This window comes from Stenotrophomonas sp. STEN014, from assembly GCF_056760315.1.
Map to the genome: position 1 here is coordinate 270,105 of NZ_JBRREN010000004.1, position 24,752 is coordinate 294,856.

General features: G+C 66.5%; 19 protein-coding genes and 1 tRNA gene. 15 read left to right on the forward strand and 5 right to left on the reverse strand.

The features are described 5' to 3' along the window. Positions 1-5 precede the first annotated feature (5 nt). From ACVOMC_RS07975 to ACVOMC_RS08015, 9 genes are all read left to right on the forward strand, one after another. Positions 6-857, forward strand: coding sequence for a helix-turn-helix domain-containing protein (locus tag ACVOMC_RS07975; RefSeq protein WP_481523520.1), 852 nt, complete (start codon positions 6-8; stop codon positions 855-857). A gap of 57 nt (positions 858-914) precedes the next feature. Beyond that, positions 915-1,556 carry a YfgM family protein gene (locus ACVOMC_RS07980; RefSeq protein WP_481523521.1) on the forward strand — a complete coding sequence of 214 codons (642 nt, stop codon included), beginning with the start codon at positions 915-917 and terminating at the stop codon, positions 1,554-1,556. After that, positions 1,556-2,752 (forward strand): outer membrane protein assembly factor BamB, encoded by a 1,197-nt coding sequence (gene bamB / locus ACVOMC_RS07985; RefSeq protein WP_481523522.1) that lies wholly within the window; start codon positions 1,556-1,558, stop codon positions 2,750-2,752. The genes ACVOMC_RS07980 and bamB overlap by 1 nt, the downstream gene beginning before the upstream one ends. Positions 2,753-2,764: 12 nt before the next feature. Next, the gene (der, locus tag ACVOMC_RS07990; RefSeq protein WP_481523523.1) at positions 2,765-4,162 is read left to right on the forward strand and encodes a ribosome biogenesis GTPase Der; all 1,398 of its coding nucleotides are present in this window, start codon (positions 2,765-2,767) and stop codon (positions 4,160-4,162) included. A gap of 129 nt (positions 4,163-4,291) precedes the next feature. Beyond that, a complete protein-coding gene (gene moeB / locus ACVOMC_RS07995; RefSeq protein WP_481523524.1) occupies positions 4,292-5,431 on the forward strand; it encodes a molybdopterin-synthase adenylyltransferase MoeB in 1,140 nt (379 codons plus the stop codon). Positions 5,432-5,506: 75 nt separating this feature from the next. Next, on the forward strand, positions 5,507-6,391 hold the full coding sequence (folD, locus tag ACVOMC_RS08000) for a bifunctional methylenetetrahydrofolate dehydrogenase/methenyltetrahydrofolate cyclohydrolase FolD (RefSeq protein WP_481523525.1): 885 nt from the start codon (positions 5,507-5,509) through the stop codon (positions 6,389-6,391). A gap of 121 nt (positions 6,392-6,512) precedes the next feature. Beyond that, complete coding sequence (gene guaB, locus ACVOMC_RS08005) at positions 6,513-7,973, forward strand: IMP dehydrogenase (RefSeq protein WP_481523526.1); 1,461 nt, start codon at positions 6,513-6,515, stop codon at positions 7,971-7,973. A gap of 87 nt (positions 7,974-8,060) precedes the next feature. Further along, positions 8,061-9,626: a glutamine-hydrolyzing GMP synthase gene (gene guaA / locus ACVOMC_RS08010; RefSeq protein WP_481523527.1), complete on the forward strand. Its 1,566-nt coding sequence runs from the start codon at positions 8,061-8,063 to the stop codon at positions 9,624-9,626. A 375-nt stretch (positions 9,627-10,001) separates the two neighbouring features. Beyond that, entirely contained in the window at positions 10,002-12,845 is a 2,844-nt protein-coding gene (locus tag ACVOMC_RS08015; RefSeq protein ID WP_481523528.1) for a ligand-binding sensor domain-containing diguanylate cyclase, read from the forward strand. 222 nt (positions 12,846-13,067) lie between these two features. Here ACVOMC_RS08015 and ACVOMC_RS08020 read toward each other — a convergent pair whose 3' ends face one another. The 5 genes from ACVOMC_RS08020 to amaB form a co-directional block, all read right to left on the reverse strand. After that, positions 13,068-13,955 carry a DMT family transporter gene (locus ACVOMC_RS08020; RefSeq protein ID WP_096144962.1) on the reverse strand — a complete coding sequence of 296 codons (888 nt, stop codon included), beginning with the start codon at positions 13,953-13,955 and terminating at the stop codon, positions 13,068-13,070. Positions 13,956-13,990: 35 nt separating this feature from the next. Beyond that, complete coding sequence (gene murB, locus ACVOMC_RS08025) at positions 13,991-15,034, reverse strand: UDP-N-acetylmuramate dehydrogenase (RefSeq protein ID WP_481523529.1); 1,044 nt, start codon at positions 15,032-15,034, stop codon at positions 13,991-13,993. Beyond that, positions 15,031-16,086, reverse strand: coding sequence for a quinone-dependent dihydroorotate dehydrogenase (locus ACVOMC_RS08030; RefSeq protein ID WP_057506343.1), 1,056 nt, complete (start codon positions 16,084-16,086; stop codon positions 15,031-15,033). Before ACVOMC_RS08030 ends, murB begins: the two co-directional genes overlap by 4 nt. 338 nt (positions 16,087-16,424) lie before the next feature. Beyond that, entirely contained in the window at positions 16,425-16,712 is a 288-nt protein-coding gene (locus ACVOMC_RS08035; protein WP_481523530.1) for a DUF4190 domain-containing protein, read from the reverse strand. Positions 16,713-16,800: 88 nt separating this feature from the next. Then, the gene (gene amaB, locus ACVOMC_RS08040) at positions 16,801-18,333 is read right to left on the reverse strand and encodes an L-piperidine-6-carboxylate dehydrogenase (protein ID WP_481523531.1); all 1,533 of its coding nucleotides are present in this window, start codon (positions 18,331-18,333) and stop codon (positions 16,801-16,803) included. Positions 18,334-18,601: 268 nt separating this feature from the next. On the opposite strand from amaB, the gene kdsA reads away from it, so the two are divergent. The 6 genes from kdsA (at position 18,602) to ACVOMC_RS08070 (ending at position 24,731) form a co-directional block, all read left to right on the forward strand. Beyond that, positions 18,602-19,447, forward strand: coding sequence for a 3-deoxy-8-phosphooctulonate synthase (gene kdsA / locus ACVOMC_RS08045; RefSeq protein ID WP_057506341.1), 846 nt, complete (start codon positions 18,602-18,604; stop codon positions 19,445-19,447). A gap of 138 nt (positions 19,448-19,585) precedes the next feature. Next, a tRNA-Arg gene (locus ACVOMC_RS08050) sits at positions 19,586-19,662 on the forward strand. Positions 19,663-19,874: 212 nt separating this feature from the next. After that, complete coding sequence (locus ACVOMC_RS08055) at positions 19,875-20,819, forward strand: DMT family transporter (RefSeq protein ID WP_481523532.1); 945 nt, start codon at positions 19,875-19,877, stop codon at positions 20,817-20,819. Between the two features lie 155 nt (positions 20,820-20,974). Next, the gene (locus tag ACVOMC_RS08060) at positions 20,975-21,220 is read left to right on the forward strand and encodes a hypothetical protein (protein ID WP_481523533.1); all 246 of its coding nucleotides are present in this window, start codon (positions 20,975-20,977) and stop codon (positions 21,218-21,220) included. Between the two features lie 89 nt (positions 21,221-21,309). Beyond that, positions 21,310-23,814 carry a bifunctional aspartate kinase/homoserine dehydrogenase I gene (gene thrA / locus ACVOMC_RS08065; protein WP_481523534.1) on the forward strand — a complete coding sequence of 835 codons (2,505 nt, stop codon included), beginning with the start codon at positions 21,310-21,312 and terminating at the stop codon, positions 23,812-23,814. Next, positions 23,811-24,731 (forward strand): homoserine kinase, encoded by a 921-nt coding sequence (locus tag ACVOMC_RS08070; protein ID WP_481523535.1) that lies wholly within the window; start codon positions 23,811-23,813, stop codon positions 24,729-24,731. The genes thrA and ACVOMC_RS08070 overlap by 4 nt, the downstream gene beginning before the upstream one ends. The last annotated feature ends 21 nt before the right edge of the window (positions 24,732-24,752 follow it).

Consider the following 24,752-nt stretch of genomic DNA (forward strand, 5'->3'; position numbering starts at 1 on the left):
GCATTGTGATCAATGATCCAGGTGTGAACGCTTTTGAAGGTGTGGTGGGGTGTGGTGAGCAGCTTCGCCGGGCCCGCGAGGCGGCAGGGCTGTCGATACAACAGGTTGCTGGTCAGCTGCGTATGCCGGCTCAGGTGGTCGCAGCGCTCGAATGTGAACAGTGGGAGCGTCTCGGTGCGCCCGTGTTCGTGCGTGGTCAGCTGCGCAGCTACGCCAGGCTGTTGAAGGTGGATATCGGCGAGGCCCTGCAGCGGGCGATGATGGCACCGATCGAACCGCCGGCACTGGTCAGCCACATGCACACGCCGCGGCTCAAGCGTATGGCGGAGAGTCTGGGGCGTCGGGCGGTCTACGGAGTGATCACCGCGGTGCTCGCGGTTCCGGTGTGGTTTGCCTTCCAGGGCAAACTGGTCGACACCCCGCCCAGTACCGCTTCGTTGGATGTAATGCCCGAGGCGGCGTCCACGGCGTCGCCGCAGGCGGCTGCAGGCGGGCAGGCGGTGCCTGCTCCGGTGGGCGGCAGCGCGCCCAAGCGCGCTCCCTATATCGCCTCGATGGCCCCGGTTGCGCGAAATGCGGCCTCGGCCCCTGCCGCGACGCTGACGCTGGATTTCAAGGGGGACAGTTGGGTGGAGATTCTTGCACCCGACGGTTCCGTCGTGGAAAAGGGGTTGATTCCCGCCGGGCAGATACGCAGCTTCGATATCGGGCAGGTCGGGCGCATGAAGCTCGGCAATGCGGCCGAGGTCGCGGTTCGACAGGCCTCGGGCAGCGTCGATCTGACGCCCTACAAGCGCGGCAATGTGGCCCGCTTTACGGTATCCTCTGACGGATCCGTGGCGCCGGTTTCGTACTGAAACGTGGCATCCAACTAAAACAACAATGCTCCCCGGAAAAGTGGGGCGAGAGTACGCATGGCGATTGACGACCTGCTCGACGAGCACGAACAAAGTGAACGTGTCCGCACCTGGCTTCGCAAAAATGGGTTTGGAATTTTTGCCGGAGTAGTGCTGGGTATTGCTGCCATCTACGGTTGGCAGTGGTGGCAGAAGGACCAGGTGGGCAAGCTCGCCGAGGCCAATACCCGCTATGAGTCTGTTCTGCGCAGTCTGCAGTCCAAGAATCTCGGCGAGGCTGTGAAGGAAGTCGCGGCACTGGAAGGTGGCAAGGCCGGGATCTATGCCGATCTGGCCGCGCTGGAGCTGTCCAAAGCGCAGGTCGAGGCCGGCAAGCCTGAGGATGCGATCAAGACGCTGCGTGGGCTGAACGCCGAAGGCGAGTTCAAGGCATTGATTGACCAGCGTATTGCCCGGCTGCTGATCGAAACCGGTAAGCCGGAAGATGCGCTGGTGCTGCTGGGCCCGGCAGATGACAGCGCGGCTCTGGAGATTCGCGCTGACGCGCTGATGGCGCAGGGCAAGCGTGATGACGCGCGGGATCTGTACAGCCAGGCGCTGGCCAAGCTGGATGTCGCTGCTCCGCAGCGCCGTCTGCTGGAAACCAAGCTGACTGATGCTGGTGGCACTGTGACCGACCCTGCGGCGGAGAAGAACTGATGAAGCTCAAGCAAGTTGCAGGTGTGGCGCTGATGGCGATGGCGCTGGCCGGTTGCTCCACGGTCAAGGGCTGGTTTGCCGGGAAGGATGCCGAGGCCAAGAAAGCGCTTGAGCCGATGGAGCTGGCCAAGTTCGAGCCGACGGCCAGTGTCAGCAAGATCTGGTCGGTGAATGTTGGCAAGGGCGAGGGCCGGATTGGCCTGCGCCAGGCGCCCGTCGTCGCCGATGGCCGTGTCTACGCGGCGGCCGTAGAGGGCGGTGTGCATGCGCTGGATTTGCAGAGCGGCAAGGAAATCTGGGAATACGTCCCGGCCAAGGAAAAGAAGAAGCCCAAGCTCCGTCTTTCCGGCGGTCCGGGCGCTGGCGAAGGTGTGGTGGTCATCGGCACGCTGGACGGCAAGGTGATCGCACTCGACGCCAGCACTGGTGCCGAGAAGTGGACGGCCAAAGTCCCGGGTGAGGTGATCACGGCACCTGCGGTTGCGCAGGGTCTGGTATTCGTGCGCAGCAATGATGGGCGTACCACCGCGTTCGACGCCGGCACTGGCGAGCAGCGCTGGTTCAACTCGCAGGAGTTGCCTGCCTTGACCGTGCGCGGCAATGCGCCGGTGGTTGCCGGTCCGGGCGTGCTGTTCATCGGCAACGATGACGGCACCGTGGCGGCGTTGGCGATGCAGGACGGTCGTCCACTGTGGGAGCAGATGGTAGGTGCGCCGGAAGGGCGTACCGAGCTGGAGCGCATATCGGATGTCGATGGGGCCCCGGTGCTGGAAGGCAATACGCTGTATGTGAGCAGCTTCAAGAACCAGACGCTGGCCATCGAGGGCCCGACCGGGCGTCCGCTGTGGTCCCGCGATCACGGTGGCGCTGGCGGTGTTGCGGTGTCCTCAGGCAATGTCGTGGTCACCGATGGCAAGGGCGTGGTTTACGGGCTGGACAAGATGTCCGGTTCAGCGATGTGGTCGCAGCAGGCGCTGGGGCGCCGCTCGGTGACCGGTCCGGCCATCCACGGCGACTACGCGGTGGTGGGTGATTACAAGGGTTATCTGCATTGGTTGCGCCTGGACAACGGCGAACTGGCTGCCCGCGAGAAGGCCGGGGGCGATGCGCTCCGGGCACAGCCTTTGGTGGCTGACGGAATTCTGCTGATGCAGAACGTGGATGGAAAGCTGACCGCATTCCGGTTGGCCCAATAAGGAGTAAAAGCGATGCTGCCCTTGGTCGCCCTGGTCGGACGGCCGAATGTCGGCAAGTCCACCCTTTTCAATGCTTTCACCCGCACCCGGGACGCGCTGGTCCATGACCAGCCCGGTGTTACGCGTGACCGTAATTACGGTGTCTGTCGTCTCAACGAGGACAAACCGTTCCTGATCGTCGATACCGGCGGTATCGCAGGTGATGAGGAAGGTCTTGCCGGCGCGACCGCCCGGCAGGCACGTGCTGCCGCAGGCGAAGCCGATCTGATCCTGTTTGTCGTCGATGCCCGCGAGGGTACCTCGGCGCTGGACGATGAAATTCTATCGTGGCTGCGCAAGCTGTCGCGGCCGACCTTGCTGTTGATCAACAAGATCGACGGTACCAACGAAGATACCGTCCGCTCGGAATTCTCCCGTTACGGTTTCAGCGAAATGCTGACCGTTTCGGCGGCCCATCGTCAGGGCCTGGATGACCTGCTGGACGAGGTGGTCGAGCGCTTGCCGGAAGAGGGGACGACCGAGACCTTGGACGATGATCCGGGTCGCATGCGTATCGCTTTTGTCGGGCGCCCGAACGTGGGCAAGTCCACGCTGGTCAACCGATTGTTGGGCGAGGAGCGCATGATCGCCTCCGAAGTTCCCGGCACCACCCGCGATTCGATCGCGGTGGACATGGAGCGTGACGGCCGCGAGTACCGCCTGATCGATACCGCAGGCCTGCGCCGCAAAGGCCGGGTGGATGAAGTCGTGGAGAAATTCAGCGTCGTCAAAACACTGCAGGCGATCGAACAGTGCCAGGTTGCCGTTCTGATGCTGGACGCCACCGAGGGCGTTACCGATCAGGATGCCAGTGTGCTGGGTGCGGTGCTGGATGCCGGTCGTGCGCTGGTTGTTGCGATCAACAAGTGGGATGGTTTGACCGAATACCAGCGCGAGCAGGCGGAAGCCTTGACGTCGCGCAAATTGAGCTTCGTGCCGTGGGCTGAAGTGGTGCGTATCTCCGCCCAGCATGGTTCGGGGTTGCGGGAGCTGTTTCGTGCGATCCATCAGGCGCATGCGTCTGCGACGATGGAATTCAGCACCAGCGAGGTGAATCGGGCGCTGGAGATCGCGTACGAAACCAACCCGCCGCCGGCCATTCGTGGCCACGTGTCCAAGCTGCGCTATGTGCACCCGGGCGGCAGCAATCCGCCTACCTTCATCGTCCATGGCACGCGCCTGAAGGATCTTCCAGAGTCGTACAAGCGGTATCTGGAGAACTTTTTCCGCAAGCGCTTCAAGCTGGTGGGCACGCCGGTGCAGTTCATCTTCCGCGAGGGCACCAACCCTTACGAAGGCAAGAAGAACGTCCTCACCGAACGCCAGGTCAAGGCCAAGCGGCGCCTGATGAAGCATGTGAGGGGAAAGTAGGAAAAAGGGCGTCCATGGGGCGCCCTTTTTTACTGGTCGTTGCTGGCGCTGCCTGGATTGGCCATGGTGGAGTCTGAGGGTGCATTGCCGGTTCCTGCGTCAATGGCGGGCTTGGCGGATAATCACGCCATGAGCATTTGCGAACTTTCCCCTGAACAGGCGCGTACGCGCCAGACTGCCGGTGCCTTGCTGATCGACCTGCGTCAGGCGCACGAGCGCGCCGGCGGTATGGCCGAAGGCGCGCTGGGGATTGCCAAAGACGAACTGCTGGCCGCGCCGTCCCGGCATCTGCCTTCACAGGACAGGGAGATCCTGCTGATCTGCCAGAGCGGCCGACGCTCGGCCGATGCGGCGGCCGCGTTGCAGGCGGCCGGATACACCCGGCTGGCATCGGTTGCCGGTGGCACGGTGGCGTGGCGGGAGGCCGGCCTGCCGCTGGTGCAGCCGCTGCTGGATGCTGGTGAGCGCGATTTCTATGACCGCTATTCGCGCCACCTGCTCTTGCCGCAGGTGGGGGAGGCAGGGCAGCGCCGTCTGCGCGATGCGCGCGTGCTGGTGGTGGGGGCGGGCGGGCTCGGCGCGCCGGCAGCGTTCTATCTGGCGGCTGCGGGCGTGGGTCATCTGCGGATCGCCGATCACGACGTTGTCGAGCGCAGCAATCTGCACCGGCAGATCATCCATACCGATGCCGGCGTTGGCCAGCCCAAGGTCGTCTCGGCGCGTGAGCGTTTGCTGGCGCTGAATCCGCATATCGAGGTGGAGGCGATCCCGCAGCGGGTCACCTCCCACAACATCGATACGCTGATGCGGGATGTGGACGTGGTGCTGGATGGCTCGGACAATTTCCCGCTGCGCTACCTGCTCAATGACGCGTGCATCAAGCACGCCACGCCGCTGGTCTATGCCGCGATCGAGCGCTTTGACGGGCAGGTGAGTGTGTTCGATGCCGGCCGGCAGCGCGGGCGTGCGCCGTGCTATCGCTGCCTGTTCCCGGCGCCGCCGCCGGCGGAGTTCGCGCCCAACTGCGCCGAGGCGGGGGTGCTCGGCGTACTCCCCGGTCTGGCCGGGGTGATGCAGGCTGCGGAAGTGTTGAAGCTGCTGTTGGGTATCGGTGAGCCGCTGACCGGACGGCTGCTGCGCTTTGATGCGTTGCAGATGCGCTTCCGCGAAACCCGCGTGCATGCCGATCCGGCGTGCCCGGTATGTGCACCGGGCATGGAGTTTCCCGGTTATATCGACTACGCGGCGTTCTGTTCCCGGCGCGGCTGATCCTGCGCTCAGGGCAGGTGTCGGGCATGGCGGAATCAGGGACAATACCCGGTCCCTGCCGCTGCCCCCACGCCCATGACCGCTTCCGCTGACGCCTCCGTGGCGACTTCCCGCATCCTCGACGGCCGCCGTATCGCCGAGGAGCTGCTTGATGATCTGAAACTGCGGGTGGATGCGCGCCTGGCGGCCGGGCGTTCGCGCCCCGGGCTTGCGGTGGTACTGGTGGGGGGCGATCCGGCCTCGACCGTGTACGTGCGCAACAAGCGCCGTGCGGCGGAGAAGGTCGGCATCGAGGCCTTCGATTACGACATGCCCGAGGGCACCACCGAGGCGCAGCTGCTGGCGCTGATCGACCAGCTCAATGCCGACCCGAAGATCCACGGCATCCTGATCCAGCTGCCGCTGCCCGGCATCCCCGATGCAAGCCGGCTGATCCAGCGCATCGATCCGCGCAAGGATGTGGACGGTTTCCACCCCGAGAACGTCGGGCATCTGGCCCTGCGCCAGTTCGGCCTGCGGCCGTGCACGCCGCGGGGCATCACCACCCTGCTGGGCCATACCGACCAGCCGGTGCGTGGCCGCAACGCCACCATTGTCGGAGTCAGCAACCATGTCGGCCGGCCGATGGGGCTGGAGCTGCTGATCGCCGGCTGCACCGTGACCAGCTGCCACAAGTTCACGCCGCGCGAGGTGTTGGAGCAGGCGGTGCGCAATGCCGACATCCTCGTGGTCGCGGTGGGGATCCCGCAGCTGATTCCCGGCGAGTGGGTCAAGCCGGGGGCGGTGGTGATCGATGTGGGCATCAATCGCCTGGACGATGGCCGCCTGGTGGGGGATGTCGGTTTCGAGGCGGCCGCGCAGCGGGCCAGCTGGATCACCCCGGTGCCCGGCGGCGTCGGTCCGATGACCGTGGCCACGCTGATGCAGAACACGATCGAGGCGGCCGAGGCCAACGGCTGAACCGAGGTCGAGGAGGCGGGGCCGTGCAACGCTGATTTGCAGCGTTGCCCCCTGCGTCCCCCTGACATCGGCGCGCAAACAAGGGTAAAATGTCGCGCTTCCCCACATATCGGGTACGCCGATGCTGCGCATCCAGGCTGAAGCACTCACATACGACGACGTTTCGCTCGTCCCCGCCCATTCCATCGTCCTGCCCAAGGACGTCGATCTCGGCACGCGCCTGACGCGCGATCTGCGGTTGAAGCTTCCGGTTGTCTCGGCGGCCATGGATACCGTCACTGAAGCCCGTCTTGCCATTGCGATGGCCCAGATCGGCGGCATTGGCATCATCCACAAGAACCTGAGCCTCGAGCAGCAGGCGGCCGAAGTGGTCAAGGTCAAGAAGTTCGAGTCCGGCGTGATCCGCGACCCGATCACCGTCGGCCCGGAAACTTCGATCCGCGACGTGCTGGCCTTGACCCAGGCCCACAACATCTCCGGCGTGCCGGTGGTGGATGGCGGCGGCCAGCTGGCCGGCATCGTCACCCACCGTGACATGCGCTTCGAGACCGAGTTGGACGATCCGGTCCGCCACATCATGACCAAGAAGGATCGCCTGATCACGGTCAAGGAAGGCGCCGCGTCGGATGAAGTGCTGCAGCTGCTGCACAAGAACCGTATCGAAAAGGTGCTCGTGGTCAATGACGCGTTTGAACTACGCGGCCTGATCACGGTCAAGGACATCCAGAAGAAGACCGACAACCCCAACGCCGCCAAGGACACCTCGACCCGTCTGCTGGTCGGTGCCGCGGTCGGTGTGGGCGGTGACACCGATCGCCGCGTCGAGGCGCTGGTCGCCGCCGGTGTCGACGTGCTGGTGGTGGATACCGCGCACGGCCACTCGCAGGGCGTGCTGGACCGCGTGCGCTGGGTGAAGAAGAACTTCCCGGGCGTGCAGGTTATCGGCGGCAACATCTGCACCGGTGATGCGGCGCTGGCGCTGCTGGACTGCGGCGCCGATGGCGTCAAGGTCGGTATCGGTCCGGGCTCGATCTGCACCACGCGTGTGGTGGCGGGCGTGGGTGTGCCGCAGATCACCGCAATCGACCTGGTGGCCGAGGCGCTGCAGGACCGCATTCCGCTGATCGCCGATGGCGGCATCCGCTATTCGGGCGACATCGGCAAGGCGCTGGCCGCCGGTGCTTCGACGGTGATGATCGGCGGCCTGTTCGCCGGTACCGAGGAATCGCCGGGCGAGACCGAGCTGTTCCAGGGCCGCAGCTACAAGAGCTATCGCGGTATGGGCTCGCTGGCGGCGATGGAAAAGGGCAGCAAGGACCGCTACTTCCAGGATTCGGCCGATGCCGACAAGCTGGTGCCCGAAGGCATCGAGGGTCGCGTGCCCTACCGCGGTCCGGTCGGTGGCATCGTCCATCAGCTGATGGGCGGTCTGCGCGCCACGATGGGCTACGTGGGTTGCGGCACCATCGAAGAAATGCGCACCAAGCCGAAGTTCGTGAAGATCAGCGGCGCCGGCCAGCGTGAGAGCCACGTCCACGACGTGCAGATCACCAAGGAGCCACCGAATTACCGCATGGGCTGATCCAGTCCGACGCAAAGAGGGAGACGTTCGCGTGTCCCTCTTTTCGTATCCGCCATCCGTTTTCCGAATTGCACCTGCATTGGCGACATGACCAACATCCATAACGACAAGATCCTCATCCTCGACTTCGGCGCCCAGTACACGCAGCTGATCGCCCGCCGCATCCGCGAGTTTGGCGTGTATTGCGAAATCTGGGCGTGGGACCACGATCCGGCCGAGATCGCCGCCTTTGGTGCCAAGGGCATCATCCTGTCTGGCGGCCCGGAAACCACCACGCTGCCCGGCGCGCCGGCTGCGCCGCAGGAAGTGTTCGACAGCGGCCTACCGCTGCTGGGCATCTGCTACGGCCTGCAGACCATGGCCAAGCAGTTGGGCGGTGGCACCGAAGCCGCCGACCAGCGCGAGTTCGGTCATGCCGAGGTCAAGCTGCTGGGCAATGACGCACTGCTGGGCGGCCTGTCCGACCACGGCGGCGAGCCGCGCCTGGATGTGTGGATGAGCCATGGCGACCACGTCACCCACGTGCCGCCAGGCTTCGCCGTCACCGCCGTGACCGACCGAATCCCGGTGGCCGCGATGGCCAATGAGGAAAAGCGCTGGTACGGCGTGCAGTTCCACCCGGAAGTGACCCACACCAGGCAGGGTTCGGCGCTGCTGAAGCGCTTCGTCACCGAGATCTGCGGCTGCGCCACGCTGTGGACCGCCGCCAACATCATCGACGACCAGATCGCCCGCGTGCGTGAGCAGGTGGGCAGCGATGAAGTGATCCTGGGCCTCTCCGGCGGTGTGGATTCCTCGGTGGTCGCAGCGCTGCTGCACAAGGCCATCGGCACCCAGCTGACCTGCGTGTTCGTCGACACCGGTCTGCTGCGCTTCCAGGAAGGCGACCAGGTCATGCAGATGATGGCCGAGAACATGGGCGTCAAGGTCGTGCGAGTGAACGCAGCCGACCGCTACTTCAAGGCGTTGGAAGGCGTCAGTGATCCGGAAGCCAAGCGCAAGATCATCGGCAACCTGTTCGTCGAGATTTTCGATGAAGAATCGAACAAGCTCAGCAACGCCAAGTGGCTGGCGCAGGGCACGATCTATCCGGACGTGATCGAGTCGGCCGGCAGCAAGACCGGCAAGGCACACGTCATCAAGAGCCACCACAACGTGGGCGGTCTGCCGGAAGACATGAAGCTCAAGCTGGTCGAGCCGCTGCGCGAGCTGTTCAAGGATGAAGTGCGTCGCCTCGGCGTCGAGCTCGGCCTGCCGCGTGCAATGGTCTATCGCCATCCGTTCCCGGGCCCGGGCTTGGGCGTGCGCATCCTCGGTGAAGTCAAGCGCGAGTACGCCGAACTGCTGGGCAAGGCCGATGCGATCTTTATCGAAGAACTGCGTGCCGCGGACCTGTACGACAAGACCAGCCAGGCCTTCGCCGTGTTCCTGCCGGTCAAGTCGGTGGGCGTGGTCGGCGATGCGCGTGCTTACGAGTGGGTGATCGCGCTACGTGCAGTGGAGACCATCGACTTCATGACCGCGCATTGGGCGCACCTGCCATACGATTTCCTCGGCCGCGTGTCCAACCGCATCATCAACGAGCTGCGTGGCGTCTCGCGCGTGGTCTACGACATCTCCGGCAAGCCGCCGGCGACGATCGAGTGGGAGTGATCCTTCCGGTGCCAGCCCCGGTGGCCTGCCGCGTTTGAATCAGCCGCACACAACGCCCCGTCAGGGGCGTTGCTTTATGCGGCGGACCTGCGGGCGGCGGGTTGAATATCGTCAGCAGAGCGACGCCGCACCCAGAGCGTCGGTCGCGTCCGTGGTGTTTGTCGATGCCGGATCTATTGGCCGCACGGCTTTACTATGGTGATCATTTCCTTATGGCCGAACAGGTGGAACCCGATGCCGCATGACGCCTTTGCCTCGCGCAACGGGTTCGATCAGGGTGGCAAGTCCTGTGTGCGTTTCCCGTCCGGGCACGCTCGGGAGCACAGCTGGCGATTCGCGCATTGGAAGCGGCTGTGCGGTGTGCTCCTGCTGTGCATGCTCTGTCTGGTTCCGTGGCCGGCGCTGAGCCTGGCGCCCAGGCCGCTTGACGGCTACTTCAGGGAAGTATGGACCACGCGCGAAGGGCTTCCGCACAACCTGATCCACGGCATCGCGCAGACACCGGACGGCTACCTGTGGTTCGCCACCTGGGAAGGTGTGGTCCGCTACAACGGAATCGACTTCCGCATCTTCGACCAGCGGGCGGTGCCGGAATTGCGCGACAGCAGTGTGCTGGTCGTACGGGTGGCACGCGATGGTGGCTTGCTGCTGGGGACAGCGGGCGGCAGCGTGGTGCGTTATCACGCCGGGCGCTGGAGTGCCTGGCCGGGCAGCGAAGCCCTGCCGCAGGACCAGGTCATTGATCTGGTGGAGGACCGAGATGGCGGGCTGTGGGTGGGAACCCATGGCAGCGGCGTGTTGCATGTCGGCAGCAATGGTGCGATCACGCGCTTCGATGTCGATGCCGGCTTGCCAGGCAATTCCGTGCTGAAGCTCCTGCAGGCGGACGACGGTACGATCTGGGTCGCCACTGCCGGTGGTGTGGCGCGCTCTTCAGGCAAGCGTTTTGTGGCCCTGGGTGCGGCGGAGGGTCTGCCGCCCGGACAGGCGTTCACCGTGGTCTGCGGGCCGGATGGCCGCATCCATGTCGGCATGGAGCAGGGGGCGTGGCGGCAGGACGGCGAACGGTTTGTACCACTGGCGCCGGACCTGCCGCCCTCCAATGTGACCCGCATCATGGTGGAGGCCGATGGAACCGCCTGGCTGGGCACCGTCACCGGTCTGTATCGCCACAGCCGGAGCTATGGGCTGGAGCGCATCGGCAATGCCAACGGCCTGCCCAATGAACAGATTTCCGCAATCTGGGAGGACCGCGAACACAGTCTGTGGGTCGGTACGAACGGCGGCCTTGTGCGCCTTCGCAACGCGCCTTTCAGCACGTTCGGCCTGCAGGACGGCTTGCCCAACGCCTATGTGCGCAGTGTGCTGGCCGATGCGCAGGGCACCTTGTGGGTTGCCACCAGTGATGGCCTGGGCTGGCTGCGTGATGGTCGTTTCAGTGCAGCCGGCAGCCGCAACGGCCTGCCCGGTGATTCCCTGCTCAGTCTCGGCAGGTCGCGCGCAGGCGGTGTCTGGGTGGGGAGCTACAGTCACGGCGCGGTGCTGTGGGATGGTCGCGTGCGCCGCCATCTCGACAGCCGCAGTGGGTTGACCGGCAACCAGGTGCGCGCCCTGCTGGAAACCGCGGACGGCACCCTCTGGGTGGGCACCTCGCGCGGCTTGAACCGGGTCGACGCGCGGGGTGTGCGGCACTACACCCTGGCCCAGGGCATGCCCAGTGACTTCATCATCGCTTTGCACCAGGATCGCCATGGCGTGCTGTGGGTCGGCACTTCCAACGGGTTGGCGCAGATCGACGGCGAGCATGTCCGCGCTTACCCGCTGCGCGATTTCGGCGCCAGCAACGTGTTCGGCCTGCACGAAACCGATGACGGCACGCTGTGGCTGGCGACCAACCAGGGATTGATCCGCCTCCGCGACGGACAGATGCGCCTGATTGGTACCGGGCAGGGATTGCCGGTGGCCAAGATCTTCCAGGTACTGGCCGACGGCGAGGATCATTTCTGGCTAACCTCCAACCGCGGCATGTTGCGCGTGGCGCGACAGGCTCTGGACGCCGTGGCCGATGGCCGGCAATCGGGCCTGGAGGTGGAATGGTTCGACGAAAGCGATGGTCTGGTGAGTGCCCAGAACAACGGCAATTCCGGGCCGGCTGCGTGGCGCACCGCGGATGGAAAGCTCTGGTTCGCCACCGCCGGGGGACTGGCGATGACCGGGCCGGGCCGCATCCACGAACTTACCCGCATGCCGCCGCCAGTGGTCATTGAGGAAGTGCGCGTGGATGATCGTCCCGTGCCGCTGCAGGCCGAGCTTCGCCTGCCACCGGGCACGCGCAAGCTCGAGCTGCATTTCGCCGGCCTGAGCTATTTGATTCCAGAAAAAATCCGCTATCGCTACCGGCTCGACGGCTTCGATCCGGAGTGGGTCGAGCGCGGCGCATTGCGTTTTGCGCAGTACACCAACCTCGACCCCGGCCATTACGTATTCCGCGTATCGGCCGCCCATCCCAATGGGGGCTGGAGCCGCGAGGAGGCGCGCATCGCATTGCATATCCAGCCCCGGCTGCTGCAGCGCCGCGATTTCCGGCTCGGCCTGGCGGGGGTGGCCCTGCTTGCGCTGTACGGTTGGTATCGCTGGCGCGTGCACGCCCTGCAGGCGGCCAAGCGCCGTCTCGGCACGCAGGTGGAGGAGCGTACCCGCGATCTGCGCGTCCAGGCCGAGGCATTCGAACGACAGGCGCGCGAGGATGCACTCACGGGATTGATGAACCGTCGCGCCTTTGACGAAGCGCTCGCGCGTGACTTTGACAGGGCCGCAACGGAAGGGACGCCGCTGGCGCTGGCGCTGGCCGACCTGGATTACTTCAAACGCATCAATGATGGCTACTCGCACACCGCCGGCGATGCAGCGCTGCGCGCCGCTGCCGACACGATCCGCGCGCATGCCGGCGATGAGGTGCTTGTGGCGCGCTGGGGCGGCGAGGAGTTCGCGCTGCTGTTTCCCGGTCTTGCGCGCGAGCAGGCGCTGGCACGGTGCGAAGCGTTGCGCCAGGCGGTGACCGCCATCGACACCTCCGCTTTTGCCCCCGGATTCACAATGACGGTGAGCATCGGCGTCGCCGACCGTGTCGGGCTGACCCATCACGAAAAACTCATCAGCCGCGCCGATCTGCTGCTCTACAAAGCCAAGCGCAGCGGGCGCAACCGGGTGTGTGGTTGAGCTGGGGATGTTTTCCGCAGCGCGCCGGCCCGCCAGGCGGCAGGCGCCAAGCGGCGGCATGGATCACCTTCGGCATGCGGTTGGAGAGGCGCTGAACTCTGTCCGGCCTCCGTGTTGGAGCACGCTGCGGCCGCGGGCGTCGGCCGGGTGGCATGAGGGGGCATGCCGCCTCAGCGGATACGGCGTGGTTGCAGGGCCTTCAGCGCCCAGCCAAGAAGGGGTCTATCCGTCGAGCTTGCCGCTGGTGCAGGCGGCGTGCGGGGCCGCCCTGCGGGCCAGTACCGCCTCGCGGTGGGCGATATAGGCGTTGGAGCCGAGGATGATCAGTGCCCCTGCGACCGTCCAGCCATCCAGCACTTCGCCAAACAGCAGCCAGCCCAGCGTCACCACCAGCGGCAGCTGGGTGAAGCTGATCGGGGTCAGTGCGGAGACTTCGCCCAGCTTCAGGGCGCGGGTCCAGAACAGCTGTCCCACCGTGCCCAGCACGCCGGTGGCGACGAGCCACAGCCAGCCGGTGAGCGACGGCCAGACCCAGACGAACAGTGCCGGCACCAACGACAGCGGCACCCAGAATACATAGGTGTAGAACACCACCGTGTCGGGGCCGTCGACGCGGGTGAGCTGCTTGATCTGGATCGCGACCAGGGCGCTGAGCATGGCGGCGGCGACGGCGATCAGGCTCCCGGCCTGGAAGCCTGACACTCCCGGGCGCACGATCACCAGCACGCCGATGAAGCCGGCGATCACCGCCGCCCAGCGCCGGACGCGGACTTTCTCGCCCAGCCACAGTACCGCGGCGATGGTGACGAACAAGGGCGTGGAGTAGGACAGCGAGATGGCCTGCGACAGCGGCAGGTGACCGATGGCCCAGAAGCCGCACAGCATCGACGCCAGGCCGATGGCGCTGCGCAGGAAGTAGCGCGGCAGCTGTTGTGTACGCAGCGAGCCGTGGCCTGGGCGCAGCAGGACCGGCAGCAGCGCCAGCAGGCCGAAGCCGTTGCGGAAGAACGCCACTTCCTGGGTCGGCACATGGCCGGTGGCGTAGCGGATGGCGATGGCCATCAGCCCGAACGCCATCGCGCTGGCAAACATCAGCAGCGCCGCGCGCAGCGGTGCGGGAGTCGCGCGGCTTGCGGCGGTGATGCTCACCATTGTGCGCCGATCAGCCGTGGCTCCGGTTCGATCGGTACGCCGAACTTCTCCAGCACCGCTGCCGAAACACGTCGCGCGAACGCGAGCAGTTCGGCACCGGTGGCGTGGCCATGGTTGACCAGTACCAGCGCGTGGTCCGGCGAGACGCCGGCATCGCCCTCGCGCCGGCCCTTCCAGCCGCTGGCCTCGATCATCCAGGCGGCCGACACCTTGCGGCTGGCTGCGTCGTTGCCCGGAAACACGGGCAGGGCGGGGTAGTGCTGCAGCAGCACCTCCACCTGTTCCAGCGGCAGGATCGGATTCTTGAAAAAGCTGCCGGCGTTGCCCAGCACCTCCGGATCGGGCAGCTTGCGGCGGCGGATGGCGATCACCGCATTGGCCACATCAGCCGATACCGGCTGTTGGATACCTTGCGCCTGCAGCTCTTCGCGGATGCCGGCATAGTCCAGCCGCAGCTCATGCAGCAAGGGCAGGCGGAACTCCACGGCGGTGATCAGGTAGCGGTCGGCCTCGGCCTTGAACACGCTGTCGCGATAGGCGAACCGGCAGGCGTCCTGGTCCAGCCGTACCCACCCCTGTTTCTGCGTATCCCAGGCTTCGACGGTATGGATGAACTCGCCCACCTGCACGCCGTAGGCGCCGATGTTCTGGATCGGCGCCGCACCGGCGGTACCGGGAATCAGCGCCAGATTCTCCAGTCCGGACAGGCCTTCGGCCAGCGACCACAGCACCAGCTCATGCCAGATCACGCCGGCACCGGCGCGCACGATGGCGTGGTCGGCGCGGTGCTCGAGGATGTGCAGGTCGCGGTTGTCGAACACCAGCACCGTGGCCTGCGGATCGGCGGCCAGCAGCACATTGCTGCCACTGCCCAGCACCAGCAGCGGGGCGCCGGCGACGCTGGCCAGGGCCTCCGGGAGCGCCTGCGGATCGGACACCCGCAGCAGGCGGGCCGCGCGGGCGTCGACGTGGAAGGTATTGAGGGGCCGCAGGGAAGCGTTCTGGTGCAACGACCAGGCGGGAACAGCATTGGTCATAGGGGAGCGACCGCGCCTCGGGAGGGGGCTTCGCGCCGGCGGCGGATCGCTTCCACGCAATCGCCGATCAGCGCCGGACCACGGAAGATCAGTCCGCTGTAGCACTGCACCAGTGATGCGCCGGCGGCCATCTTGGCCACCGCGTCGGCGCCGGACTGGATGCCGCCCACGCCGATCAGCGGTATCGATTCGGGCAGGCGCGCACGCATCCGCCGCAGCACCAGCGTGGACTGGCCCAGCAGCGGCGCACCGGACAGACCGCCGGCCTCGGCTGCCAGCGGGTCGGCTTCCACGCCTGCCCGGCCGATGGTGGTGTTGGTGGCGATCACGCCATCGACCTGCAGCTCGCCCAGTACCCGCGCCGCGCCATCGATGTCGCGGTCGCTCAGGTCCGGGGCGATCTTGACCAGCATCGGCACGCGCTTGCCGTGTTTGCCCGCCAGCTGTTCCTGCGCCTCGCGCAGACCGCCGACCAGTCGCCGCAGCGCCTGCTCCTCCTGCAGCTCGCGCAGCCCGGCGGTATTGGGCGAGGAAATATTGACGGTGATGTAGTCGGCCAGCGGATACACCTTCTCCATGCAGATCAGGTAGTCCGACAGCGCATCCTCGTTGGGGGTGTCCTTGTTCTTGCCGATGTTGATGCCCAGCGGGCCCGGACGGTGCCGGGTCTGCTCGACATTCCGCACCAGCGCATCCACACCGCGGTTGTTGAAGCCCATGCGGTTGATGATGGCGCCATGACGCGGCAGCCGGAACAGGCGCGGCTTCGGGTTGCCGGCCTGCGGACGTGGGGTGATGGTGCCGATCTCGACAAAGCCGAAGCCCAGCCCGAACAGCGCGTCGATATGTTCACCGTTCTTGTCCAGGCCGGCGGCCAGCCCCACCGGGTTGGGAAACTCCAGCCCGAACACCTTGGTCGGCAGCGGCTTGACGCGGCCGGTGATCAGCGGCGTGGTGCCGGTGCGCCAGGCCAGATCCAGCGCGGACAGGCCGAGGCCATGGGCGCGCTCGGCGTCGAGGGAGAACAGGAACGGGCGGGCTAGTGAATACATAGGCTCAGTTCAACGTGCCGATGAAGGCGCGGGTTTGATATCCGATGGCGACCTTGCCATCCACGGCGGGATCGCCGCACAGCTGCCGCGATGCATCCCGCATGGGCATGTGACGGAGGAGCAACACGAGGAAATCCGCTGGCCCTGCAGCTTCCAAGGGGGCCGGTGCCGCAGCGCCCGGAGCGGCTCTGGCAGCGGCCACCGCTGCTTCCGCAGGAAGATCGGGCGCGCAAGACAACCCGTCCCGCAGCGCCGGCGGATATCCCCGCCGGTAGCGGAGAGGGTCCGCCGCCGTGTTGCTGAAGCGTTCGGTTGGAGCGGCCTGGCGCATGCCCGTCTCAGTAATTCAGCGCGGCGATCCACGCCAACCCGCCGAAGAACACGATGAAGGCCAGGATGCCCAGCACCCACAGCGCCACCGACAGCCAGCCCAGTACCAGGCCGGTGACCGCCAGGCCGTCGCCATCGAGCTGGCCGTTGCTGCGGCGGATCTCGCCGCGTGCCATATGGCCGAAGATGATCGCGCCCAGGCTGCCCAGGACGGGCAGCAGGGTCCAGCCGAGGATGCCGGCCACCAGGCTGATCACCGCGTAACTGCTGGTCTGGCGGGGGGCGGGGATGCTCATCGCGAAACTCCATTTCAGATGTGGAAAGCGGACGGTGGAGCCGTCCGCGACAGGACCATGGCTCCCGCCAGGGCGGGAGCCGTGTGCATCACAGGTCGAACTTGATGCCCTGGGCCAGCGGCAGCGAGTCGGAGTAGTTGATGGTGTTGGTCTGGCGACGCATATAGACCTTCCACGCATCCGAGCCGGACTCGCGACCACCGCCGGTGTCCTTCTCGCCGCCGAACGCACCGCCGATCTCGGCGCCGGAGGTGCCGATGTTGACGTTGGCGATGCCGCAGTCGCTGCCGGCCGCGGACAGGAACTTCTCGGCCGCCTTCAGATTGGTCGTGAAGATCGACGAGGACAGGCCCTGCGGCACGCCGTTCTGCATGTCGATGGCTTCGTCCAGGGTGCTGTACTTCATCACGTACAGGATCGGCGCGAAGGTTTCGTGCTGGACGACCTCATCGCTGTTCCTCAGCCCGGTGACGATGGCCGGCAGCACGAAGTTGCCCGGGCGGTCGATCGCGGTGCCACCGGTTTCCACGGTGCCGCCAGCGGCCTTGGCCTTGGCGATCGAGGCCAGGAACTGCTGCACCGCTTCGGGGCTGTTGAGCGGGCCCATCAGGTTGGTCGCATCCAGCGGATCGCCGATCTTGCCCTCGACCTGCTTGTAGGCCTTGATCAGGGTGGCCAGCACGTTGTCGTAGATCGATTCGTGCACGATCAGGCGGCGGGTGGTGGTGCAGCGCTGGCCGGCGGTGCCGACCGCACCGAACACGATGCCCGGCACGGCCAGTTTCAGGTCGGCGGTTTCGTCCAGGATGATGGCGTTGTTGCCGCCCAGTTCCAGCAGGCTGCGGCCCAGGCGACGGGCGACGCGCTCACCGACGATGCGGCCGATGGCGGTCGAACCGGTGAAGCTGATCAGCGGAATGCGGCGGTCATCGACCAGTTTTTCCGACAGCGCGGTGCCGGCGTCGTTGATCAGGAAGAACAGGTCCGGGAAGCCGGCGTCCTTCAGGGCCTCGTTGCAGATCTTCATCGAGGCGATGGCGGTCAGCGGGGTCTTGTTGGACGGCTTCCAGATGCAGATGTCGCCGCAGATCGCCGCCAGGAACGAATTCCAGGCCCACACCGCGACCGGGAAGTTGAACGCCGAGATGATGCCGACCAGGCCCAGCGGCTGGTACTGCTCGTACATGCGGTGGCCCGGGCGCTCGGAGTGCATGGTGTAGCCGTACAGCATGCGGCTCTGGCCCAGCGCGAAGTCGGCGATGTCGATCATCTCCTGCACTTCGCCGTCGCCCTCGGGCTTGGACTTGCCCATTTCCAGCGCGACCAGTGAACCCAGTGCGTCCTTGTGCTTTCGCAGCGCCTCGCCGCACAGGCGCACGGCCTCGCCGCGGCGCGGGGCCGGGGTGGTGCGCCAGACCTTGAAGGCTTCCTGGGCGCGGGCGATCACGGTTTCGTAATCGGCCTCGGTGGTGGCCTGTACCTCGGCGATGACCTCGCCGGTGGTCGGGTTCTGCGGCTTGAGGACGCCCGCGCCGGTGGCGGCAGACCATTCCCCGTTGCCCAGGTAGGTGCCCGCATTGGTGGCACCCAGACCCAAAGCCTTGAGAAGCTCGGAAGACATTCAAACTCCTGTTTCTTAACGTGATTTTGGTGCCGTCGGAGGGTGCTGCGGGGGCGACGGGATGAGCGGCACATAGTATCAGAGTGAACCGCTGGCCCCGCGTGGGCCGGATCCGGTGCGGGGGCGGTTGCGTGCCGCCGGGCAGAGCGGTGTGCCGGTCGCGGCGGTTGCGGTTCGCAGGCGCGCCCCATGCTGTTGCTCGCGACCGTTTTCGGCCATATTCGCCACCCTTGGCAGGGGTTTCCCCGGTGTTGAACAGGAAAGACAGATGAACGTGACGATTTCGGATGCAGTGGTGGTCGGCAACAGCCTGCCCTTTGTGCTGTTTGGCGGGCTCAATGTGCTGGAGGATCTGGATTCCACCCTGTATGCCGCCGAACGCTACGTGGAGGTCACCCGTCGCCTGGGGATTCCGTATGTGTTCAAGGCGTCGTTCGACAAGGCCAACCGCTCCTCGATCACCTCCTTCCGCGGCGTCGGCCTGGAAGAAGGGCTGCGCATCTTCGAACAGGTCAAGCAGCGTTTCGGTGTGCCGGTGATCACCGATGTGCACGAGGTGCACCAGGCCGCGCCGGTGGCCGAAGTGGTGGACGTGCTGCAGATCCCCGCATTTCTGGCCCGGCAGACCGACCTGGTCACCGCCATCGCCCGCACCGGCCGTGCCGTCAACATCAAGAAGCCGCAGTTCCTGAGTCCTTCGCAGATCAAGCACATCGTCAGCAAGATCCGCGAGGCCGGCAACGAGCAGATCATCCTGTGCGAGCGCGGCGCCCAGTTCGGCTACGACAACCTGGTGGTGGACATGCTCGGCTTCCGCGAGATGATCGAGGCCACCGGCGGCCTGCCGGCGATCTTCGACGTCACCCACAGCCTGCAGCGTCGCGACGCGGGGAGCGAAGCCTCCGGTGGCCGTCGCCGTCAGGTGGTGGAGCTGGCCCGTGCCGGCATGGCGGTCGGCATTGCCGGCCTGTTCCTGGAAGCCCATCCGGACCCGGACAATGCCCGTTGCGACGGTCCCAGTGCGTTGCCGCTGGCCGCGCTGGAGCCGTTCCTCACGCAGATCAAGGCGCTGGACGATCTGGTCAAGTCGTTCCCAGTGCTGGATATCGCCTGACAAACGGCCGGGGCAGGGCGGCCGCTGCAGTGGTCGTCCGTCCCGTATGCCATGGCGCGCTTGCGCATGTGCGCATCTGTTGCCGGCGCGTCCAAGGGGTGCCGGGCAGGCGAGGGTCATGCGACAATGCCGCGCTCAGGCTCCGTAGCTCAGCTGGATAGAGCGGTCCCCTCCTAAGGGACAGGTCGCACGTTCGAATCGTGTCGGGGCCACCATCTTCTCGCGTTGCCTGGCGTACCTGCCGGGCGCAGGTCGCGTCTTCTCCGGTGTGCTTGCCGATGTCGTCTCGCTTCCCTTCCTTCTTCATCGCCCATGGTCCTGGCGGCCGTGGGCGTGGGGGGATGCGGCTGGCGCGCGAGCGTCTGGATCGATGGAGGCGTGTATGCGGCGGGATGGCGCCGAGGGTGATTGAGCAAAGGGTGGGGCGATGAATCAGCGGATGCTCGGTGGCATCGCCAATGGCGTGGCGTCGGGGGCGTTGTGGGGGCTGGTGTTTCTCGCACCGGCAGTGCTGACGGACTTCTCGCCGTTGCAGCTGGCCGCCTCGCGCTACCTGGTTTACGGGCTGATCGCCGCGATCCTGCTGTTGCCGCGCTGGCCTGCGCTGCGCGCCCATATCGGCAAGGTCGAGTGGAAGGCGCTGACCTGGCTGAGCCTGCTGGGAAACCTGGTCTATTTCGTGCTGCTGTCCATCTGCGTGCAGTGGAGTGGCGGTGCGTCAGCCGCGCTGATCGTAGGCATGGTGCCGGTGCTGGTGGCGGTAGTGGGGGCGCGTGAGCCGGGAGCGGTGCCGCTGTCACGACTGGCGCCGGCGTTGGCGCTGTGCGTGGCCGGCGTGGTGTTGATGGGGGTGGAAGCGATGGCGTCCTCGCATGTGCAGACGTCGTCGGCGCAGCGCCTGACCGGTCTGCTGTGCGGCGTCGGCGCGCTGCTGTCGTGGACGGCATATTCCATCGGCAACACCCGCTGGTTGGCGAAATTGCCGGCGGTCTCCGGACATGACTGGTCGCTGCTGACCGGGGTGGCGACCGGCGGATTGGCGCTGCTGCTGGCACCGGTGGCGTTTGCCGGTGGCGGGCAGGGGCATTCGGGCGGGCAATGGCTCGGCTTCTGGGCGATGGCCACGGCCGTGGCGGTCTTCGCCTCGATCCTCGGCAACGCCTGCTGGAACCGGGCCAGCCGCGCGCTGCCGCTGACCCTGGGCGGGCAGATGATCGTGTTCGAGACCCTGTTCGGGCTGGTCTACGGCTTTGTGTGGCAGCAGCGCTGGCCGCTGCCGCTGGAGATCCTCGCGGCGCTCTGCCTGGTGGTCGGGGTGATCTGGAGCGCGGCCGCGCACCGTCCGGCAACCCCGCTCGCCCAGTCGGCCTGAGCATTCTGCGCATTTATCTGCCGACCCTCGTCCGGGATGCCGGCGGAGGATGCTGCCGGCGAGAGTGATCGCGTTTTCGCGCGTCTCCTGATCGCCGGCCTTCATCGCACCTGTTTGCAGCCGCTTGCAGGATAGATGCGCGATGTTCGCGATTGATGACATTTGCAACTTTTAGCCGCAGCTTCGGCGACGATGCCGACAAACGCCATTTTGCGTCGCAGCACTTGACAGGCTTCCAGCCGCTGGTGTCTCTTGGAGGCATGAACACCCCGCAGCCCCTCGCCCGTGTCCTGCCGCCGCCTCCTGGTGGCGCGGGCCGCGCATCCGGCCAGTGGCTGTCGATTACCACCACCATTATTACCGTCACCACTTGCCCGGTGCGGCCCGTCGTCTTCGCGTAATTTCCGAAAACCACGGCCCCGCACCCGGATCAGGATGCGGGGAAACTCCATCCAGATGCGTGTCGGGGCCTCCAGCCGAGGTTGATCCGATGTCGTCAGTTGCCGTTTTTCCCGCCGAACCCGTCGCGGACGCCGCCGTGCGCACCGTCGTGCACAAATTTGGCGGCACCTCGGTGGCCAATGCCGACCGCTACCGCCACGTCGGCCAGTTGCTGCTGGCGCGCGGGGAGGAGGAGCAGATCACTGTGGTCTCGGCGATGAAGGGGGTGACCGATGCGCTGATCGAGCTGGCGACGCTGGCCGGTGCGGCCGATCCGTTGTGGCGGCAGCGCTGGGAGGAACTGCGCGCGCGCCATCGCGCCGCGGCAGTGGCACTGCTGGGTGAGCAGGCCGGCCCGACCATCGAATGGCTCGATGGCCGTTTCGAGCGGCTGGCCGACGTGCTCTCGGCGCTGGCGGTGATCGGCGAATTGCCGCGCGAAGTGCTGGAGCGCGTGCAGGGTATGGGCGAGGTGTTCTCCGCGCATCTGCTCGGTCACCACCTGCAGGCGCTGGGCGAGGAGTGCGAGGTGCTCGACGCCCGTGACGTGCTGGTGGTCGATCACAGCGAGCTGGGCGTGGATGTGGACTGGAAGACCAGTGCCGCCAAACTTGCCCACTGGCGGCAGCAGCATCCGGCGCGGCGGCTGGTGGTCACCGGCTTCGTCGCCCGCGACCGCAGCGGCCACATCACCACGCTGGGGCGAAACGGCAGCGATTTCTCCGGCGCGATCTTTGCCGCGCTGTTCGCCGCCGATGAACTGCATATCTGGACCGATGTCGATGGCGTGCTGTCAGCCGATCCACGGGTGGTGCCCGAAGCGGTGCAGCTGGAGTCGCTCAGCTACGACGAGGCCTGCGAGCTGGCCTATTTCGGCGCCAAGGTGGTGCATCCGCAGACCATGTCCCCGGCGATCGAGCGCGGTCTGCCGATCATCATCCGCAATACCTTCGCGCCGGATCATCCCGGTACCCGGATCAGTGCCGAAAGCGTCAGCTGCGGGCCGATCAAGGGTCTGACCCTCAGTGCGGATCTGGCGGTGCTGAACCTGGAAGGTACCGGCCTGATCGGCGTGCCGGGCACGGCCGAACGGGTGTTCGCCGCGCTGCGCAATGCGCATGTGTCGGTGGTGATGATCTCGCAGGGCTCGTCGGAGCATTCGATCTGCTGCGTGGTCAAGCAGGCCGAGTCCGAGCGCGCGCGCAATGCCTTGCTGCAAGGCTTTTCGCATGAGCTGGCGGCCGGCCAGGTGCAGCGGGTGCAGTTGACCGGCGGGGTCAGCGTGCTGGCGGCGGTGGGGGACGGCATGGCCGGCCAGCCGGGCGTGGCCGCGCGCCTGTTCGAAGCGCTGGGCCGGGCGCAGGTCAATATCCTGGCCATCGCGCAGGGCTCGTCCGAGCGCAACATCTCCGTGGCCATCGACAGCGCCGATGCGACCAAGGCGCTGCGCGCGGCGCACGCCGGTTTCTGGCTGTCGCCGCAGACCTTCTCGGTCGGTGTGATCGGCCCTGGCAACGTCGGCGCCGCGTTGCTGGAACAGCTGCACAATTCGCAGGCGCAGCTGCTGGCCAAGGCCAGGCTGGATCTGCGGCTGCGTGCGGTCACCTCGCGCAGCCGCATGCTGCTGGACCAGCGCGGTCTGCGGGGCAACTGGAAAGCGGCGTTCGAGGCGGGGGCCGAGCCGGCGGACCTGGACCGGTTCACCGAACACCTGCTGTCCGCGCGTCTGCCGCATACCCTGATCATCGATTGCAGTGGCGCCCCGGAAGTGGCCGACCGCTACGCCGGCTGGCTGCAGGCCGGCATCCATGTGGTCACTCCGAACAAGCAGGCCGGCGCCGGCCCGCTGCCGCGCTACCAGGCGATCCGTCATGCGGCCGAGGCCAGTGGCGCGCGCTTCCGCTATGAAGCCACGGTGGGCGCGGGCCTGCCGGTGATCACCACGCTGCGCGATCTGGTCGATACCGGTGACGAGGTGACGGCGATCTCCGGCATCTTCTCCGGCACGCTGGCCTGGCTGTTCAACAAGTACGACGGCAGTGTGCCGTTCTCCGGACTGGTCACCCAGGCCCGCGCGATGGGCTACACCGAGCCGGATCCGCGCGATGACCTGTCCGGCGTGGACGTGGCGCGCAAGCTGGTGATTCTCGCCCGCGAGGCCGGCTATCCACTCAGTCTGGAACAGGTGACGGTGGAGAGTCTGGTGCCGGAAGCGCTGCGCCAGGCCAGCGTGGAGGAATTCATGGCACGTCTGCACGAGGTGGATGCCGCCTTCGGGCAGCGTCTGGCCCAGGCGCGTGGCCGTGGCAATGTGCTGCGCTATGTCGCCACGTTCAAACCCGGGCAGCCGCCCAGCGTGGGGCTGGTGGAGTTGTCGGCCGATCACGCCTTCGCCAACCTGCGCCTGACCGACAACGTGGTGCAGTTCACCACCCGTCGTTACTGCGACAACCCGCTGGTGGTGCAGGGCCCGGGGGCCGGTCCAGAGGTCACCGCGGCCGGAGTGTTTGCCGATGTGCTGCGGGTGGCCGCGGGCGAGGGGGCACGGCTGTGAGTGACTGGGTACGCGCGTTTTCGCCGGCGTCGGTCGGCAATGCCGGGGTGGGCTTCGACATCCTCGGGCATGCGATCGCCGGTGTCGGTGACACGGTCGCGGTGCGGCGGATCGCTGCGCCGGAAGTGCGGATCAATGCGATCCGCGGCACCACGCTGGATCTGCCGCTGGATGCGCCAAGCAATACCGCCGGCGCAGCGCTGATCGCCTTGCGTGAGGCCTTGCAGCTGCCGTTTGGTTTCGAGGTGGAAATCGAAAAGGGCATCCCGCTGGGCTCAGGCATGGGCGGTTCGGCCGCGTCCTGCGTGGCCGCGCTGGTGGCCGCCAACGCGCTGTTGGACCGGCCGTTGTCGCGCGAGGCGTTGTATCCGTTCGCGCTGAGCGGCGAGGCGGTGGCCAGCGGTGGCCGTCATGGCGACAACCTGGGCCCGATGCTGCTGGGCGGGCTGGTGCTGGCCACGGCCGACCGGCTGGTACGCATCCCGGTGCCGGCGCAGTGGCACAGCCTGCTGGTGCATCCGGATGCGGTGCTGGAAACCCGCCGCGCGCGGGCGGCCTTGCAGGGCGCTTATGAATTGAAGGAGTTCGTCACACAGAGCGCCAATCTGGCACTGGTGCTGGCCGGCTGCCATGCCGGTGATGCCGCGCTGGTGCGGGCGGGGTTGGCCGATGTACTGGTCGAGCCGCGCCGGGCGCCGCTGATCGTCGGCTTCGAGGCGGCCAAGCAGGCGGTACTGGCCGCCGGCGCGATGGGCGCCAGCATCTCCGGCGCCGGTCCCAGCATCTTTGCCTGGTTTGAGACCCGCGAAGCGGCGCAGGCGGCGCAGGCGCCGGTGCAAGCGGCTTTCGCCGCGGCAGGCTTCGACAGCCAGGGCTGGGTGTCGCCCCTGGATTCACCCGCCGCCACGCTGCTCTGAGTGCATCACTCTCACTTCTTC